Genomic DNA, 18,610 nt, shown 5'->3' with positions numbered 1-18,610 from the left:
GTACATGAAATTTTATCGGCGCAAATTGAAATATATCGACCGTTTCTCATGATATATCGGCGTTTCGACATGAGATATCGACATATCTACAAAATACGACACGAAAAATAGGCTTGCTCCTATTTTCCATTTTAAAAGTGGAGGATGACATATGAATATATTAGTAATCGGCCGCGGCGGACGTGAACATGCTTTAGCTTGGAAGTTTGCACAGTCTGAGAAAATAGAGAAGGTGTATGTAGCACCAGGTAATGAAGGTATGCGAGATGTAGCAACACCAATTGATATCGAGGAACATGAGTTTGATGCACTTATTTTATTTGCGAAAGAAAACAATATCGGTTTCACATTTGTTGGTCCAGAAATTCCTCTTATGAATGGAATCGTTGATCGTTTTGAAGCAGAGGGGCTTCGCGTTTTTGGACCGAATAAAGCGGCTGCTGTAATTGAAGGAAGTAAAGCTTTTGCAAAAGAATTAATGAAAAAATATGATATTCCAACAGCAGCATATGAAACATTCACGGATTATGAGGAAGCAGTCGCATACATAAAAAAAGTCGGTGCACCAATTGTAATTAAAGCGGACGGTTTAGCAGCTGGTAAAGGCGTGACAGTCGCAATGACGCTTGAAGAGGCACTCGAAGCTGCGCGAGAAATGCTGCACGATGTAAAATTTGGTGAGTCGAGCAAAAAGATTGTTATTGAAGAATTTTTAGATGGACAAGAATTTTCTTTAATGGCATTTGTAAATGGAACAACAGTACACCCAATGGTAATTGCACAAGATCATAAACGTGCTTTTGATGGGGATAAAGGACCGAATACAGGCGGGATGGGAGCATATTCTCCAGTACCGCAAATTCCACAATCAGCGGTTAATGAAGCGGTGGAGAAAATTTTACATCCAACTGCAAAAGCAATGATTCAAGAAGGACGTTCATTTACAGGTATTTTATATGCGGGACTTATTTTAACTAATGAGGGACCGAAAGTAATCGAATTCAATGCACGTTTTGGTGATCCAGAAACAGAGGTTGTATTACCTCGCTTGGAAAATGATTTAGTTGATGTATGTCATGCTGTATTGGATAATCGTGAGTTAACACTAAAATGGTCTAAAGAAGCTGTGATTGGTATTGTACTTGCCTCAAAAGGATATCCGGAATCATATGAAAAAGGTGCTGTTATTTCTGGGCTAGAGATGTTAGAAGATGTAATTGTGTTCCATGCAGGGACAAAGATGCAGCATGGAGATTTTGTAACAAATGGTGGTCGTGTGCTATTTGTTGCATGCAAAGCGCACGACTTACAATCTGCCAAAGATCAAGTATATACAGAAGTTACAAAGATTAAGAGCGATGGTTTATTTTATCGAAATGATATAGGATATCGTGCAATTGGAAATGAAATGACGAGAAGCTAACAGATGTTAGCTTCTTTTTTTGAAAGGAAATAAGAAAGGGAATGTGGAATGGTTTCAACAGCTTATAAAGAGTCTTGTACCGATAGAGAGTTTTTGGCTGCTTGTTTACATCGTATTTCACCGATGAATAAGAGTAGAATTGCGATGAATAAAGTGAGAGCGGCGATGAGAAGTGGGAAGAAAAAGCTATCAGTTTGTTTTGCGATAACACCTGTTAATATAGGCCCGATAATTTGCCCAATTCCATAAACACCTGTTGTATAGCCGATAATTTTATTACTTTCATTCGGCTGGATTCGCTTTGCTTCTGTCGTTGTTAAGATGGTAATCCCAACAAAGGTGCCTCCCAGAAATAATGCGCTTAAAAATGATCCGAGAACATTTGGAAGGAGGAGCGGGGAAAGGATACTTATCATTTGTAAAATATAAGCAAAAGTAAGGGTACGCGTTGTTCCGTATTTTTGTGCAAGACTTGACCAAAGATAGCTAGATGGAATCACGGCAATTCCAACAATAATCCAGCTCCAAGATGCGTAAAAGAGAGAATGTGTCATTCTTTCGACAATCATAACAAGGAAAGTACCAGTAATGATATAGCCAAATCCTTCAAATCCATAAGCTAAAATAAGCCAAAATAAATAGTTTTTTCTATGATTTGTATGGATTGAAGGAACTTTTGATTTTTGTTCGGTATGTTTTGTATCTTCTTTTAACCATTTCCACACAAAAATAGCTAGACTAAAGCTAATAAGACCTAATCCAAGCCAAGCACCTTGCCAATTCCAAAATGAGTTGAACAGAGGAGCGAATACTCCAGCAAAAATAATTCCGATTCCAACGCCGCTATAAATCATCCCGCTTAGTACAACTTTATTCCGATGAAATAAATAATCTAAAACAATACTGGAGGCAAGAACAAATACGATAGCGCTCGTAAATCCTCCAATAAATCGAAGAGGAAACCAAAAGTAAATTTGAGAGGGAACGCCCATACAAAGGGTCGAAAGAACATTGAAAAATAAACAATGATGTAACACTTTTTCACGATTTTTTATCGTAATTAATCCAATGAAGAAGGCGCCAAGGAGATAACCGAGATAGTTACTGGATGCTAAATATCCAGCAAGGTCTTCTTCTACATGAGCTTGCTTTTCCATAAAAGAAATAATGGGTGTATAAGCGAATCGACTGATGCCCATTACAGCTACTAGGGCAAAGATACCGGATAAAATCATTTTCCATGTTTTTGTGTCTTTCATGTAATCTCCCTTCTTGAAATAGCTCTTAATACATATGATAGTGGAATATACATAGTGCGTAAAATACTGTTTTTCAATATGTAATATCAAAAATAATGATATGAATGAAAGGATGAGAAAAAATGAATTTACAAGATTTTGTAGCTTTTTATATGGTTGCGCAAGAGAAGAGCATTTCAAAAGCAGCAGTTCGTCTTAATTTTGTCCAATCGAATGTAACAGCTAAAATAAAAAGATTAGAAGTAGAATACGAAACACAGTTGTTTTATCGCCATCGAAATGGGGTGACATTAACACATGCAGGAGAAAAGTTACTAATATATGCTGAAAAAATGATTCAATTATTGAATGAGTCAAAAAGAGATATTAAATATACGATTTTACCAGGGGGGACATTAAAGATTGGAGCGATGGAAACGGCAGCAGCAGTTAGACTGCCAAACATTCTTTCTAATTATCATACAAAATATCCAGAAGTTGAGATTGCGCTTCAAACGAATAGCACGGAAGAATTAACGAAAAAGGTGCTTTTGCATGAGCTTGAAGGAGCATTTGTAGCAAATTGTATAGATGATCCAGCACTCGAAAAAATTGAAGTATTTCAAGAAGAAATGATGCTGCTGTCAAAGAAAAGTTTGTTACTGGACCATAAGTATATGGAAAATCAGTCGTTTATTGTTTTCCAATCGGGCTGTTTTTATAGAAAAGTATTGGAAGAATGGCTATTGTCAGAAGGAATTGTTCCGAGGAAAGTGATGGAGTTAAATTCTTTGGATGGTATTATCGGCTGTGTAAAAGCTGGGCTTGGGGTATCTATACTCCCGAGAGAAGTAGCAGAGCAGTTCGATTCTCATCAAGAGCTCGTTCGGAAACCGTTATTAAATGAAAATAGATTTATTCCAACGTATTTTATTTATCGGAAGGATAGTGTGAAAACCGCTACATTTAATGAATTTATCAGACTTCTCGTATAGTATAGGAGAGATAGGGGTTCTAAAATTACTCTTATACTTTTGGAAATTCGATAATTGAAGAGAAGAGACTATATTCATCTTTAATCATCGCATAGGCAAATTATTTTAAGAGAGCAGAATAGGAAGGTGATATGAAAACTTTTATGTTACTATATGCAAAATAAGGATTTTTTTGTATTTTTCTCATGGCATAGTCGATCATAGGATGATAGATTTCCAAAGAAAATCTGGAGAAGAGATTGTTTTGCATAATTAATTATGAGTGTTCGAAAGTCAATTTTTGTCTGTTTTATTATTGCGGATATGCAAAGAGTGGTACCTAAATATTATAAGAGAGAGTATTGGCAGATACTCTCTTCTTTAGACTTACTATGATTATATACTTTTTAAGAAATTTTAAAACCTATTTATAAAATAGCTTTCCTTTTATCTGTTAAAGGGAAGAACTTTATAGGGGAACTTTAAGCCTATTTCTCTTTTTTGAGCTTTCCTTTTTGTTTCGCCATTTCTCGAAGTAAATACTCGATGTGAGCATTAACACTACGAAACTCATCATTCGCCCATTTTTCAATGATTGCGTGTAATTCAGGATCAATGCGTAATGGAAAACTTTTCTTTTTCGCCATATTACCTACAACCTTTAATATAGACTTCCTGTGTTAATAACCGGTTGTGCTCCTTTATCTGAAACGATGGCAACTAATAAGTTATTCACCATATTTGCTTTACGTTCATCATCTAAATCAAGTATACCTTCTTCATCTAGCTTCTGAATAGAGTCTTTTGCCATTTGAACGGCACCCTCAACAATTTCTTTACGCGCAGCCAGTACCGCTTTTGCTTGCTGACGCTGTAGCATGGCATGCGCAATTTCTGTCGCGTAAGCTAAATGTGTTAAACGAGTTTCTAATACTTCTACACCAGCGATTTCTAAGCGTGCTTCTAGTTCACGCTTTAGTTCTTCTGAAATTTCTTCAGCATTTCCGCGTAGTGTGATGCATTTATCATCTTGAAAATTATCATACGGATATTTCGTTGCGACGTGGCGGATTGCTGTTTCACTTTGAATTTCTACGAATTCATCATAATGTTCTACACCGAAAATTGCTTTTGCTGAATCCACAACTTTATAAACAACAACAGCTGCAATTTCAACTGGATTCCCATCAATATCATTTACTTTTAATTTTTTACTATTAAAATTTTCTACGCGAAGAGAAACAGTTTGACGGAAGGATAAAGGAATTGTTAAAAATAAACCATTTTCACGAATCGTTCCTAAATAATTACCGAAAAATGTAATAACTTTTGCTTGGTTTGGTGGAACAATTCCAATGCCAGTAGCAAGAATGGCAGCTAAAATGATACAAAGTGCAGCTACGATAAATACTTCTTGTACGAGGCAAAATACACCGATACCAGCTAAGACTAAGAGCCCGATAATACCTAGAAACCCATTTACATAAAACACCTGTTTTTCTTTCATACAAATCGCCTCCTTTTGATATAAAAATGATATCACTTTTATATCATTTAAACAATGATTAAAACGAAAAATTCCGAAAAATAACAAATTGGGAATGTATGTTCTGATTTATGGTAAAATAAAAAGACTTAGCTGCCCACTGCAGCAGCTAAGTCTTTTTGAGAGCATCTATGACAAATGATTCAAAGCGGTTTGGTCAGAATTGCTTTTTCAATTGCTGACTCAATCTCTTTGTCAGAAGCATCATAACTTCCATTCGACGTTTGTTTGTCAGAACTAGAAGGGGAATTCGCTTCCTGATTAGTATGTCCCGTTTTCTTAAAATCCATGCTAGGAATTTTAACAGCATTCATATATTTTCCGAATTTCAATACCTCTACAATTGGACAAAAACGAACAAACCCTTCCGCAATTTTCATCGCACCCCACCATAATAAAACTTGAGACCAAGTACACCAAGGTTTACGTACGAGTTTAGCTGTACTACAACTTAACAGAACGAATCCGAGTGTAATTCGAATTAGGGCATTTATTGTTCCGATATTTGGCTTCATCAGAAAAACATTCCTTTCTTAATGAGCTTAGAAATAGAAAAAGTACTATTTCATCTTTTATTGTTCCACCTAAGTTTTGCGATATGTAATCCAACATTTGACGGTGGAAAAGATGTTGATTAGGGCGTGTGTGTAAGATGTTTTTTTTGTTATAATGTAAGAATGCGTAAAGGAAATGAAAAAAGACCAGTCCCAGTTTTTTCGCTATGTAGCTAGCGTTCTTCGGACTCCTTTTTTGAATAAATAGGTGATTAGAAAAAAGAAAGGGTGTTTTCATGTACGATATTTCAAAGTGGAAACATGTATTTAAACTTGATCCGAATAAGGAAATAAGTGATGAACATTTAGAGATGATTTGTGAGTCTGGCACAGATGCTGTTATTGTAGGCGGAAGTGATGGAGTTACAATTGATAATGTATTGCACATGCTTGTAAGCATTCGTAGATATGCAGTTCCTTGTGTATTAGAAGTTTCTAATGTGGAAGCAATTACACCGGGATTTGATTTTTATTATATACCAAGCGTGTTGAATAGCCGAAAAGTTGAATGGTTAACGGGCGTTCATCATGAGGCGCTAAAAGAATTTGGAGATATTATGAACTGGGATGAAATTTTCATGGAAGGATATTGTGTTTTAAATCCGGAAGCGAAAGTAGCTCAGCTGACAGAAGCAAAATGTGACTTAACGGAAGATGATGTGATTGCATATGCTCGCATGGCAGACAAGCTGTTACACTTACCGATTTTCTATTTAGAATATAGCGGCACATACGGAGATGTGGAACTTGTTAAGAAAGTAAAGGCAGAATTACAGCAAGCGAAGTTGTATTATGGCGGCGGAATTTCAAATGTGAAAGAGGCAAAAGAGGTAGCGCAATATGCCGATACAGTTGTTGTTGGGAACGTCATTTATGAGAATATAAAAGCAGCGTTACAAACAGTAAAAGCTGTAAAAGGAGAGTAGGTGCAAGTAAATATGAGTATGACAGATCGATTATTGAACGGTTTAAACCCAGAACAGCAAAAAGCGGTACAAACAACAGAAGGCCCCCTTTTATTAATGGCGGGTGCAGGTAGTGGTAAAACACGCGTGTTAACGCACCGTATTGCATACTTACTTGGTGAGAAGGGGGTTGCACCGTGGAACATACTAGCAATTACCTTCACAAATAAGGCAGCTCGTGAAATGCGTGAACGTATCGATACACTTGTTGGACCTGAAGCAGAAGATATTTGGATTTCTACATTCCACTCTATGTGTGTACGCATTTTACGACGTGACATTGATCGTATTGGAATTAATCGAAACTTCACTATTTTAGATGCAAGCGATCAACTTACTGTTGTAAAAAAGATTATGAAAGAACGTAATATTGATCCGAAGAAATTCGATCCACGTTCTATTTTAGCTCGTATTAGTAATGCGAAAAATGAATTGTTATCTGCAGAGAAGTATGCAAAACAAATTTCAATTGCGGATCCATTTGAAAAATTATCAAGCGATGTGTATACAGAATATCAGAAGCGTCTTTTGAAAAATAATTCATTGGATTTTGATGATTTAATTATGACAACGATTCACCTGTTTGAGCGCGTACCTGAGGTATTGGAATTTTATCAACGTAAGTTTCAATATATTCATGTGGACGAGTATCAAGATACGAACAGAGCGCAATATATGCTTGTAAATAAATTGGCAGCGCGCTTTAAAAATCTTTGTGTTGTTGGTGATTCTGATCAGTCAATTTATCGTTGGCGTGGTGCGGATATTTCCAACATTCTTTCATTTGAAAAGGACTATGAGAACGCAAAGGTTATTTTGTTAGAACAAAACTACCGTTCCACAAAAAATATTTTAAATGCAGCGAATGCCGTTATTGAGAACAATATAAATCGTAAGCCAAAGAAATTATGGACAGAAAATCAAATTGGAAGCAAAATTTCATATTATCGAGCTGCAACGGAAAAAGATGAAGCATACTTTGTTGCGAAGAAAATTCGCGATGAAGTTCAAATGGGAAACAGAAAGTATACAGATTTTGCTGTATTATATCGTACGAATGCCCAATCTCGTATGGTCGAGGAGATTTTCTTGAAATCAAATATCCCATACAAAATTGTTGGCGGAATTAAGTTCTATGACCGTAAAGAAATTAAAGATATTTTGGCATATTTACGTCTTATTGCGAATCCGGATGATGAAATTAGCTTTGCGCGCATTATTAATGTGCCAAAACGCGGAATTGGTGCCACTTCCATTGATAAGATTATTAATTACGGTGTGCAAAATGGAATTTCATTAACAACTGTATTAGATGAAATTGAACATGTTGGTGTGAGTGCGAAAGTTACAAAGGCTGTGAAAGAGTTTGCGGGTTTATTACACAATTGGGTAAACATGCAAGAATATTTATCAGTTACAGAATTAGTAGAAGAAGTAATTGAAAAAACGGGTTATCGCGACATGCTTAAGAATGAGCGAACTTTAGAATCTGAAGGCCGCTTAGAAAACTTAGACGAGTTTTTATCTGTTACACAAACATTTGAATCACAAAGTGAAGATAAGAGTTTAGTTGCGTTCTTAACAGACTTAGCACTTGTTGCAGATATCGATCGAGTGGATGAAGACCCAACTGCTGGTGAAGAAGTGATTTTAATGACAATGCATTCAGCGAAAGGGTTAGAGTTTCCAGTTGTCTTCATTATTGGCTTAGAGGAAGGGGTCTTTCCGCATACTCGTTCGCTTATGGAAGAGGATGAAATGCAAGAAGAACGCCGTCTTGCGTATGTAGGGATTACACGTGCGGAAGAAGAGCTATATTTATCGAATGCGCAAATGCGCACATTATTTGGTAGAACAAATATGAATGCAGCATCTCGATTTATTTCAGAAATTCCGACAGAACTAATTGAACCATTAAATGAAACAAAACCAAAAAGAGAAACATTTGGTGCAAAAGCAAAAGTGGCAGCGACAACGACACGTTCTCGTTCGCAGATTGTAAGGCCAACTGTGAAAACAACAGGAGGAGAGCAAATTGGTTGGGCAGTAGGCGATAAAGCGCTCCATCAAAAGTGGGGAGTCGGTACGGTTGTCAGTGTAAAAGGAGAAGGTGATGCAAAAGAATTAGATATTGCATTCCCAAGTCCGATTGGAATTAAACGATTATTAGCGAAATTTGCACCTGTGACGAAACAATAAGAAAGGAATGAGGATATGTCAAAAGAGGCGGTACAACAGCGTATAGAAGAACTTCGTGATCTTTTAAATACATTTAATTATCAATATCACGTATTAGACAATCCTTCTGTTTCTGATGCGGAATATGACCGCAATATGCAGGAGCTTATAAAATTAGAAACAGAAAACCCAGAATTTATAACGGAAGACTCTCCCTCTGTTCGTGTTGGGGGAGCTGTCCTTGATATATTTGAAAAGGTAACGCATAAATCACCGATGTTAAGTTTAGGAAATGCATTTAATGAAGGGGATTTACGTGATTTTGATCGCAGAGTTCGTCAAGGAATTGATGGTGTAAATGTAAGATATATTTGTGAATTGAAAATTGACGGCCTTGCAGTTTCTCTTCACTATGAAAAAGGCCGCTTTATTCAAGGTTCAACACGAGGCGATGGTATTACAGGCGAAGATATTACACAAAATTTAAAAACGATTAAGGCGATTCCTTTACGTTTGCAAGAAGAAGTAACGTTAGAAGTGCGAGGCGAGGCTTATATGCCGAAGCGTTCATTTGTAAAATTAAATGAAGAGAAAGAGCAAAATGGCGAAGCTGTATTTGCGAATCCTCGTAACGCAGCAGCAGGGTCTTTACGTCAACTGGATCCAAAAATCGCAGCAAAACGTAACTTATCTATGTTTGTATATGGACTAGCTGATATAGAAGGAAAAACAATTACATCTCATAGTGAAGCACTAGATTTCTTAGGAGAGCTAGGGTTTAAAACAAATCCGAATCGTCGCATCTGTGAGACAATTGAAGAAGTAATTGCTTATGTAGAAGAATGGCAAGAAAAACGTCCAAATCTTGATTATGAAATTGACGGTATCGTAATTAAAGTAGATGATGTAACATTGCAAGAACGTTTAGGAACGACTGCGAAGAGTCCAAGGTGGGCAATCGCTTATAAATTCCCAGCTGAAGAAGTTGTAACACGATTAACTGGTATCGAACTAAGTGTAGGACGTACAGGGGTTGTAACACCAACTGCAGAACTTGAACCAGTGCGAGTAGCTGGGACGATTGTTCGCCGTGCTTCTTTACATAATGAAGATTTAATTCGGGAAAAAGACATTCGCATTGGCGATTATGTCGTTGTGAAGAAGGCGGGCGATATTATTCCTGAGGTTGTGAATGTTGTTTTCGATAAACGAACTGGTAAAGAAGAAGCATACCATATGCCAACGCACTGTCCTACTTGTGATAGTGGGCTTGTCCGCTTAGAAGAAGAGGTGGCTCTTCGCTGCATTAATCCAGCTTGTCCAGCTCAAATTCGTGAAGGATTAATCCACTTTGTATCACGTAATGCGATGAATATTGATGGGCTAGGAGAACGCGTTATCACACAGCTATTTGAAGCAAATTATATTCGAACATTTGCGGACCTATATGGTTTAACGAAAGATCAGTTACTCCAGCTTGATCGCTTTGGTGAAAAATCAGCTTCTAATTTAGTACAAGCAATTGAAGCTTCGAAAGAAAACTCATTAGAACGATTGTTATTTGGATTAGGTATTCGCCATGTTGGAGCAAAAGCAGCACGAACATTAGCTGAACATTTTGAAACGATGGATAATCTTGTGAAAGCTGGGGAAGAAGAATTAAAGGCGATTAATGAGATCGGTGAAAAAATGGCGCAATCTATTGTTACGTACTTTGATAATGAAGATGTACTACACTTAATTCAACAGTTTAAAGACTATGGCGTTAATATGACATATAAAGGTATAAAGCGTGCTGATTTGCAAAATATCGCATCTTACTTTGCTGGAAAAACAGTTGTATTAACAGGTAAACTAGAAGTTATGGGACGAAGTGAAGCAAAGAAAAAAATTGAAGCATTAGGCGGAAAAGTAACGGGTAGTGTAAGTAAAAGTACTGACCTTGTCATAGCAGGTGAAGCGGCTGGATCGAAATTAGCACAGGCAGAGAAACATAATATTGAAATTTGGAATGAAGAGAGGTTCTTACAAGAGCTGAATAAGTAAGAGGTGCACTTACCATGAAAAAAATAGCATTAGCGGTATTGAGTCTTGGGCTACTTGTAAGTGGTTGTAGCACGGGACTAAAAAAAGAAGAGAAGATCGTGGAAAAATCAGGTGGGGCGAAAGAACAAGCCATTGTTCCGAAGTATTCTATTTCCGATGATTACTATAAAACGACCGTTCCGTTTGACCCAGGTGAGGCACGTGGCTTAGTTGTACAAGGGTTAAATAGTCGTTTGGATATAGATGAGTTCGAAACAGGTTTAATGCGTATTGCAAAAGAATCATTTAGTACAAAGGATTATTTATTTGGAGGCGGCAAAATTTTAACGGGCCAGAAGATTCAAATGCTTGTCAAAAGAAAACGGACAGATGCTGAACAAAAGGAACTGGAAGAAAAACTAAAAAAAGATGCCGTTAAATTTCCTAATATTGGTTTGAATCCGCCGTTACCAGAGGGGGCAGAGTCATTAGAGGTAAAACATAAAAAAGCCCCAATATACCTTTCTAACATTTTAGAACATGATTATTATGTGCAAAAGAATAACAAAGCTGAACTTGGTGGGGTTGTAGTTGGCTTAGCGATGAATTCAATTCAATATTATAATGAAGAGCACGGTTACCCACGTGAAAGTGAAATTTCAAAAAAAGTGATGTTAGAACAAGGAAAGAAAATGGCACAGGAAATTTTAAAAGAGATGCAAAAAGAGGATCCAAAGGTAAAAGAGGTTCCAGTTATCTTTGCTATTTATCGTCAAGGTCCAAAGTCGACACTTGTACCGGGAAACTTTTTGTCCTATGCTAAACTTGATAAAGGCAGCGATTCGATTGAAGAATGGAATCCAATTAATGAAAAGTATTACTTATTCCCTTCTGAAGCAGCGAAATCTGATAAACGTGAAGATCATGCCATGATGGATAACTTTAAGACGAATCTGAGCAAGTACTTTGAAGGAGATTACAGGGCTGTTGTGGGTACAGGATTTTATAAGGATGATGAATTAAAAGAGATGAAAGTGGATATTCCGGTTCAATTTAATGGAAAATCAGAAATTATCGGCTTTACTCAATATGTAGCTGGAAGTGTCATGCAGTACTTCCCAAACTATATGAAAGTACAAGTAACGATTAGGTCAGTTGAACATCCAGAAGCTGTGATTGTACGTGAAGCGAAGCAGGACGAACCGTTTGTGAAAATTTTAAATTAAAGAAAAAAGCTGTTCCATTCATGGAATAGCTTTTTTTCTTTAATAATTTTGTTATAATTTCTAATGTTACAAATAAAAGGATGAGGGGAAAAGAAATGGATGAATTAAGTCTTCAGGTTATCGTTTTACTAGTGGCTTTCGGCTTTTTAGCTTCTTTTATTGATTCTGTTGTTGGAGGAGGGGGATTAATTTCATTACCTGCACTTATGTTCGTAGGATTATCACCTGCTTCAGCGATTGCAACAAATAAATTAGCTTCAACAATGGGGGCATTCACAAGCACAATTTATTTTATTCGTTCAAAAAAAGTTGATTTTTGCATTGTAGGAAAGTTAATCCCATTAACTATTATGGGAGCAATTGCGGGAGCGTTAGTTGTAAAATGTATTCCCCCGGATATTTTACGGCCACTTGTATTAGTTATGTTGGTATTTATCGCCATTTATATTATTGTAAAAAAGGATTGGGGAAGCGTCTCTACTTATAAAAAGATGACAAAGGGAAAAGCTTTAATGTTTTACTTTGCAATTTTAATGATAGGATTTTATGATGGTTTTTTTGGTCCAGGTACCGGATCCTTTTTAATTTTTGCATTTTTATTAATTGGTTTAGATTTTATTCGAGCAGCTGCATCTGGAAAAGTTTTGAATTTTGTTAGTAATATTGTGTCTTTCTTTACATTTTTATTTTTAGATATTATTCATTTTGAATACGGTATTATTATGGGATTATCAATGATTATCGGAGCATATTTTGGGTCGAGATTTGCAGTGCAAAAAGGTGTTGGGTATGTCCGAACTTTATTCCTATTGGTGACGATTTTGTTAATTGGAAAAAATGTTTTAGAATATACGCATGTTTTTTAGGTTCATACTTTTGTATGAATCTTTTTATTATATTTTAAAAATTTATTAATTTTTAAAATATAAGTCTAGGAATATTTGAATAAATCTAAATTATCGTGTAGAATAATGTTGTAAAATGTAAACGTTTTTCTAAGGGGAGGCTAAAAAGAATGGTAGTAGCGTACAAACATGAGCCCTTTACAGATTTTTCAGTAGAGGCTAACAAATTAGCGTTTGAAGAAGGGTTAAAGAAAGTAGAATCTTATCTTGGACAAGACTATCCATTAATTATCGGGGGAGAAAAAATTACTACAGAAGATAAAATTGTTTCTGTAAACCCTGCGAATAAAGAAGAAGTTATTGGTAGCGTTTCAAAGGCTAGTCGCGAATTAGCTGAAAAAGCAATGCAAGTGGCTGATGAGACATTCCAAACTTGGAGAAAGTCGAAACCCGAAATGCGTGCAGACATTTTATTCCGCGCTGCAGCAATCGTTCGCCGTAGAAAACATGAGTTCTCTGCTATTCTTGTAAAAGAAGCAGGTAAACCATGGAATGAGGCAGATGCTGATACAGCAGAAGCAATTGATTTTATGGAATATTATGGACGTCAAATGTTGAAATTAAAAGACGGTATTCCAGTAGAAAGCCGTCCTATTGAATATAACCGTTTCTCTTATATTCCATTAGGAGTAGGTGTAATTATTTCACCTTGGAACTTCCCATTTGCAATTATGGCAGGAATGACAACAGCTGCGTTAGTTTCTGGTAATACAGTATTATTAAAACCAGCTAGTACAACACCTGTAGTAGCAGCGAAATTTATGGAAGTTTTAGAAGAAGCAGGCTTACCAGCAGGCGTAGTAAACTTTATCCCTGGTAGTGGTTCTGAAGTTGGTGACTATTTAGTAGACCATCCTCGTACGCGTTTCATTAGTTTCACTGGATCACGTGATGTAGGTATTCGTATTTACGAACGCGCTGCAAAAGTACACCCAGGTCAAATTTGGTTAAAACGCGTTATTGCTGAAATGGGTGGTAAAGATACAATCGTTGTTGATAAAGAAGCAGATCTTGAATTAGCAGCGAAATCTATCGTTGCATCCGCATTCGGATTCTCAGGACAAAAATGTTCTGCTTGCTCTCGTGCAGTCATCCATGAAGAGGTATACGATCAAGTATTAAATCGTGCAGTTGAATTAACAAAAGAATTAACTGTAGGTAACCCAGCTGAAAAAGGAACAAATATGGGACCAGTAAATGATCAAGCTGCATTTGATAAAGTGATGAGCTATGTTGCAATTGGTAAAGAAGAAGGGAAAATAGTAGCAGGTGGCGAAGGAGACGATTCTAAAGGATGGTTTATCCAGCCAACAATCGTTGCTGACGTTGCAGAAGATGCTCGCTTAATGAAAGAAGAAATCTTCGGACCAGTAGTAGCATTCTGTAAAGCAAAAGACTTTGATCATGCGCTTGCAATTGCAAATAATACAGAATACGGTTTAACAGGAGCAGTAATCTCTAACAACCGTGCACATATTGAAAAAGCACGTGAAGACTTCCATGTAGGTAACTTATACTTTAACCGTGGATGTACTGGAGCAATCGTAGGTTATCAACCATTCGGTGGTTTTAACATGTCTGGTACAGATTCTAAAGCTGGTGGTCCTGATTACTTAGCGCTTCATATGCAAGCAAAAACAACTTCTGAAATGTTATAAGAAGTAACAAAGAGAGCCTTTCCAAAATGTATAACTTTTGGACGGGTTCTTTTTACGTTTGTAATAGCAACATTTTTTGATTAAGCTGATCTATTGTCATTTTGTGTTGATATTAAAAGTTCATGGTTTTGTGCTCTTTTACGTAGGTTATGTTATGAAACGAATAGAATGCTACAAAATTTATTCAATTCGTCGTATTTTTCTGTATTATTTTTATGGAATTCCTGTATAATACAACTTGAAAGAAAATCTATGGTTAGGCAAGAGAACACTACTTTCAGTTTTATTGACTGAAAGTAGTGTTTTTATATTCACAAATATAGTAAAAAGGGTAATAGATAGAATTTTTTAGACGGGTAAAAATTCTTCTGTACTTATTACATCAGCATATCCTTCATTTAGACTTGCCAAAATGGTGTTATGAATATAGACAGCGGGAATAGTGGCATTTTTAAAGAGAAGGTCTTTCGTTGCGCAAGCATCATGTATCACGGTGCAATGAAACCCAAAATCAAAAGCAGCTCTCACGGTAGCATCAATACACATATGTGTCATCATTCCGCATATAATAATACGCTCGATTTTTAATTTCTGTAGTTTCTGTAATAGATTTGTTTCTCGAAAGCTATTCGGATAGTGTTTTAAAATCACCGTTTCATTTTGTAAGGGACGAACGCTTTCGTGAATATGGACACCTTCTGTATTGGGGAGGAAGAAAGTTGCATGATCCCCAAAAGATACATGTTGAATATGAAAAATTGGTTGGTTTGTTTGTCGAAAATATTGTAATAATTGACGAGCGTACTCACTAGCTTCTACGGCATTACGTAATTCCATCTTTCCATTCGGAAAATAGTCATTTTGAATATCAACGAGTAACAGTGCTGTTTTCATATTATTTATCGTCCTCCACTATATTTCGTATTCATGTCATTTTATTCAATGAGGCAGGGATATTTTCCTTTGCAAAAGAGAATAAGAGAAGAATTTTACATTTGATTTGAAAATTCCAATAGAAAAATAATCGCTATACTTTAGGAATTTTATGTTGACTCTAACTTTTCTGAGTTTTATAATAAAAAATAATTAAATAACAATTAAATCGAGACATTCTTATCCAGAGAGGTGGAGGGACTGGCCCTATGATACCTCAGCAACGGGTTTTTTAATACCGTGCTAATTCCAGCAAGTCTAAAAAGGACTTGAAAGATGAGAAGATGTGAACGAGTATATTTAAAAGTGCTCTCCTTCTTATCTTTTATGACTGATAAGAAGGAGGGCGCTTTTTATTTTACCTCGGGAGGTCTACTTCAAGTTGCTATAGCATATGGGAGGGGAAAAAATGATTTCTTTTACAAATGTAAGTAAGGTATATGAATCTGGTGGAGAGCCTATTCATGCAGTAGAAGATGTAACACTTTCGATTAAAAAGGGAGAAGTATTCGGTATTATTGGGTTTAGTGGCGCTGGAAAAAGCACATTATTACGCTTAGTTAATATGTTAGAAAGACCGACTTCAGGGAAAGTTTCAATAGATGATAAAGACATTACATCTCTAACAACAAAGGAGTTACGACAGTTAAGACAAAGAATCGGAATGATTTTCCAAAGTTTTAATTTATTCAATTCAAGAACAGTGTTTGGGAATATTGCATATCCATTAAAGTTAGCGAAAGTACCGAAGAATGAGATAAAAGAAAGAGTAAATGAGCTGTTGGAATTTGTAGGATTAGAAGATAAAGCAAATTATTATCCAGAGCAATTGTCAGGGGGACAAAAACAACGTGTTGGAATTGCGAGAGCACTTGCTACATCACCAGATATTCTTATTTGTGATGAAGCAACATCGGCATTAGATCCTGAAACAACCACAGAAATTTTGAATCTATTAAAGAAAATAAACAAAGAATATAAATTAACAATTCTCCTCATTACACATGAAATGCAAGTTGTGAAAGAAATTTGTCACCGCGTGGCAGTTATGGAGAAAGGGAGAGTCATTGAAGAAGGGACATTATTTGATATCTTTACAAAACCAAAAACAAAAACGACTCAAAATTTTGTTCGTTCTGTTGTGAATGACCATTTACCAGAAAGTGTACTAGCAAAAATTCAAACTGGTGGACAAATTTATCGATTAACATTTACGGGTGAAGAGACAGGACAGCCGGTATTATCGTATATTGCCAAAAATTATAATGTGGATGTAAATGTGCTCTACGGAAACATTATTGAATTACAAAATGTGTTATTTGGAAATCTTCTTGTAGAACTGCAAGGTGAACAAAAAGAAATTCAAAAAGCCTTACAATATCTCAGACTGCAAGTACAACTGAAGGAGGTTAAAGCACATGCGAGTTGATTGGAGTATATTTTGGCCACGGATTCTCGATGCGACAGGGGATACCCTTTTAATGGTAATTGTAACTCTTATATTCGCCGCAATACTAGGTATACCTCTAGGTTTACTTTTATATGTGACAAGGAAAGGTAACTTTTTAGAAAATAAATTGGTCTTTTCTATTCTTAATATTGTTATTAATACGATTCGTCCAATTCCGTTTATTATCTTTTTAGTAGCTTTAAGTCCCATTACAAGAACTGTTATTGGAACAACAATCGGAACAGCTGCAGCGATTTTTCCAATGACACTTGTTGCTTCGATTGGAATTGCCAGAATGGTAGAAACAAATCTTGTTTCAGTACCGAAAGGAGTAATCGAGGCAGCGCAAGCAATGGGGGCATCACCATTAAGAATTGTGTTTGAAATTCTTGTTCCGGAGGCATTGGCACCATTAATTTTAGGGGTTACGTTTATGACTGTTGGCTTAATTGAGTTTTCAGCAGTGGCTGGGCTTGTTGGTGGCGGTGGTCTTGGTGATTTAGCAATGACATATGGTTATCAACGCTTTGATACATCGGTTATGTTCGTGACAGTTGTATTGCTTATTATTCTTGTACAATTAGCTCAACATCTAGGGAATTATTTCTCGAAAATATTTTTAAGAAGGTCATAAAGAAGAGAAGAGGGATAGAAGATGAAAAAGATATTAGCATTTGCATTATCAGCAATTGTAGGAATTACCGCTTTGAGTGGTTGCTCAAATGGGGATGCTGAAGCGAAAGAAAAGGAGAAGGTCGTTCGCATCGGTGTAACAGGAACGGATGGAGAAGCTTGGAGCATTCTTCAGAAGAAAGCTGAGAAAGAAGGTATGAAAATCAAACTTGTGGAGTTCTCTGATTATACAACGCCAAATAAAGCATTAGCTGATGGGGATATTGAATTGAATGCATTTCAACATATTGCCTTTTTAGAGCAGTTTAAAAAGGAACATAAATTAGATATTACAGCTGTAGGTACAACGCAAATTGCACCAATGGGATTATTCTCTGAAAAGTATAAAAAACCAAATGACATTCCAAATGGTTCAGAAATTGCTATTCCGAATGATCCAACGAATCAAGCACGTGCCTTAAAACTTCTTGATGCAGCGGGCCTATTAAAATTGAAAAAAGATTTCGGTTTATTCGGCGATCCAAGTGGTATTGCTGAAAATCCAAAAAAATTAAAAATTACACCAGTTATTGCACAGCAAACCCCTCGTGTATTAAAGGATGTAGCAGCTTCCGTTATTAACAATGGTGTAGCTGGTCAAGCTGGTTTAAATCCTGCGAAAGATCCTATTTTCTTAGAAGATCCAAAAAACGACAGTGCGAAAGCGTATATTAACATCTTCGCAGCTCGTACGAAAGATAAAGATGATCCAACAATCAAAAAAGTGATTAAATTATACCATTCAAAAGAAGTAACAGATGCAATTAAGAAAGAAACGAAGGATGGTTCGATCTCAGTAGATCTTTCACTTGATGAAATAGAAAAAATTGTTAAATGATAGTGCGTTTAACGGATTAACAGAA

The 18,610-nt window shown here is 36.2% G+C and carries 16 protein-coding genes and 1 riboswitch; of the genes, 11 read left to right on the top strand and 5 right to left on the bottom strand.

Features of this window, described 5'->3' with window-relative positions; all coding sequences use genetic code 11:
* The first annotated feature begins 151 nt into the window (after window positions 1–151).
* Window positions 152–1,423, top strand: coding sequence for a phosphoribosylamine--glycine ligase (purD, locus tag MR059_RS13840; protein WP_011983400.1), 1,272 nt, complete (start codon window positions 152–154; stop codon window positions 1,421–1,423).
* Window positions 1,424–1,485: 62 nt separating this feature from the next.
* Here the strand turns inward: purD and MR059_RS13835 are convergent, their stop codons facing one another.
* Window positions 1,486–2,682, bottom strand: coding sequence for a YbfB/YjiJ family MFS transporter (locus MR059_RS13835; RefSeq protein WP_011983401.1), 1,197 nt, complete (start codon window positions 2,680–2,682; stop codon window positions 1,486–1,488).
* A gap of 122 nt (window positions 2,683–2,804) precedes the next feature.
* On the opposite strand from MR059_RS13835, the gene MR059_RS13830 reads away from it, so the two are divergent.
* Window positions 2,805–3,656: a LysR family transcriptional regulator gene (locus MR059_RS13830; RefSeq protein ID WP_011983402.1), complete on the top strand. Its 852-nt coding sequence runs from the start codon at window positions 2,805–2,807 to the stop codon at window positions 3,654–3,656.
* A 467-nt stretch (window positions 3,657–4,123) separates the two neighbouring features.
* Here the strand turns inward: MR059_RS13830 and MR059_RS13825 are convergent, their stop codons facing one another.
* From MR059_RS13825 to MR059_RS13815, 3 genes are all read right to left on the bottom strand, one after another.
* Window positions 4,124–4,282: a type II toxin-antitoxin system antitoxin gene (locus MR059_RS13825; RefSeq protein ID WP_011983403.1), complete on the bottom strand. Its 159-nt coding sequence runs from the start codon at window positions 4,280–4,282 to the stop codon at window positions 4,124–4,126.
* A gap of 14 nt (window positions 4,283–4,296) precedes the next feature.
* Window positions 4,297–5,142: an SPFH domain-containing protein gene (locus tag MR059_RS13820; RefSeq protein ID WP_011983404.1), complete on the bottom strand. Its 846-nt coding sequence runs from the start codon at window positions 5,140–5,142 to the stop codon at window positions 4,297–4,299.
* 182 nt (window positions 5,143–5,324) lie between these two features.
* Window positions 5,325–5,696: a YgaP family membrane protein gene (locus MR059_RS13815; RefSeq protein ID WP_011983405.1), complete on the bottom strand. Its 372-nt coding sequence runs from the start codon at window positions 5,694–5,696 to the stop codon at window positions 5,325–5,327.
* A 275-nt stretch (window positions 5,697–5,971) separates the two neighbouring features.
* Between MR059_RS13815 and pcrB the strand changes: the two genes are divergently transcribed.
* The 6 genes from pcrB to pruA all read left to right on the top strand — a co-directional run bounded on the left by pcrB (window position 5,972) and on the right by pruA (window position 14,692).
* Entirely contained in the window at window positions 5,972–6,661 is a 690-nt protein-coding gene (pcrB, locus tag MR059_RS13810; RefSeq protein ID WP_011983406.1) for a heptaprenylglyceryl phosphate synthase, read from the top strand.
* A gap of 12 nt (window positions 6,662–6,673) precedes the next feature.
* Window positions 6,674–8,899: a DNA helicase PcrA gene (gene pcrA, locus MR059_RS13805; RefSeq protein ID WP_011983407.1), complete on the top strand. Its 2,226-nt coding sequence runs from the start codon at window positions 6,674–6,676 to the stop codon at window positions 8,897–8,899.
* Window positions 8,900–8,914: 15 nt separating this feature from the next.
* Window positions 8,915–10,924: an NAD-dependent DNA ligase LigA gene (gene ligA, locus MR059_RS13800; protein ID WP_011983408.1), complete on the top strand. Its 2,010-nt coding sequence runs from the start codon at window positions 8,915–8,917 to the stop codon at window positions 10,922–10,924.
* Between the two features lie 14 nt (window positions 10,925–10,938).
* A complete protein-coding gene (locus MR059_RS13795; protein WP_011983409.1) occupies window positions 10,939–12,129 on the top strand; it encodes a CamS family sex pheromone protein in 1,191 nt (396 codons plus the stop codon).
* 95 nt (window positions 12,130–12,224) lie between these two features.
* Window positions 12,225–12,995: a TSUP family transporter gene (locus tag MR059_RS13790; RefSeq protein WP_011983410.1), complete on the top strand. Its 771-nt coding sequence runs from the start codon at window positions 12,225–12,227 to the stop codon at window positions 12,993–12,995.
* A gap of 149 nt (window positions 12,996–13,144) precedes the next feature.
* Window positions 13,145–14,692, top strand: coding sequence for an L-glutamate gamma-semialdehyde dehydrogenase (gene pruA / locus MR059_RS13785; protein WP_011983411.1), 1,548 nt, complete (start codon window positions 13,145–13,147; stop codon window positions 14,690–14,692).
* Window positions 14,693–15,040: 348 nt separating this feature from the next.
* On the opposite strand, the gene MR059_RS13780 is transcribed toward pruA, so the two are convergent.
* Complete coding sequence (locus MR059_RS13780) at window positions 15,041–15,586, bottom strand: cysteine hydrolase family protein (RefSeq protein ID WP_011983412.1); 546 nt, start codon at window positions 15,584–15,586, stop codon at window positions 15,041–15,043.
* A gap of 216 nt (window positions 15,587–15,802) precedes the next feature.
* Window positions 15,803–15,908, top strand: a riboswitch (SAM riboswitch).
* Between the two features lie 126 nt (window positions 15,909–16,034).
* Between MR059_RS13780 and MR059_RS13775 the strand changes: the two genes are divergently transcribed.
* The 3 genes from MR059_RS13775 to MR059_RS13765 are packed head-to-tail and all read left to right on the top strand — an operon-like array spanning window position 16,035 to window position 18,585.
* Entirely contained in the window at window positions 16,035–17,054 is a 1,020-nt protein-coding gene (locus MR059_RS13775) for a methionine ABC transporter ATP-binding protein (protein ID WP_242161873.1), read from the top strand.
* Window positions 17,044–17,709 carry a methionine ABC transporter permease gene (locus MR059_RS13770; protein WP_011983414.1) on the top strand — a complete coding sequence of 222 codons (666 nt, stop codon included), beginning with the start codon at window positions 17,044–17,046 and terminating at the stop codon, window positions 17,707–17,709. The genes MR059_RS13775 and MR059_RS13770 overlap by 11 nt, the downstream gene beginning before the upstream one ends.
* Window positions 17,710–17,730: 21 nt before the next feature.
* Window positions 17,731–18,585 carry a MetQ/NlpA family ABC transporter substrate-binding protein gene (locus MR059_RS13765; RefSeq protein WP_011983415.1) on the top strand — a complete coding sequence of 285 codons (855 nt, stop codon included), beginning with the start codon at window positions 17,731–17,733 and terminating at the stop codon, window positions 18,583–18,585.
* Window positions 18,586–18,610 lie beyond the last annotated feature (25 nt).

This window comes from Bacillus cereus group sp. BfR-BA-01522, from assembly GCF_022662635.1.
In the GTDB taxonomy this organism is placed as follows: Bacteria; Bacillota; Bacilli; order Bacillales; family Bacillaceae_G; genus Bacillus_A; species Bacillus_A cytotoxicus.
The sequence above is the reverse complement of the archived record's forward strand: the minus strand, read 5'-3'. Positions and strand labels throughout refer to the sequence as shown.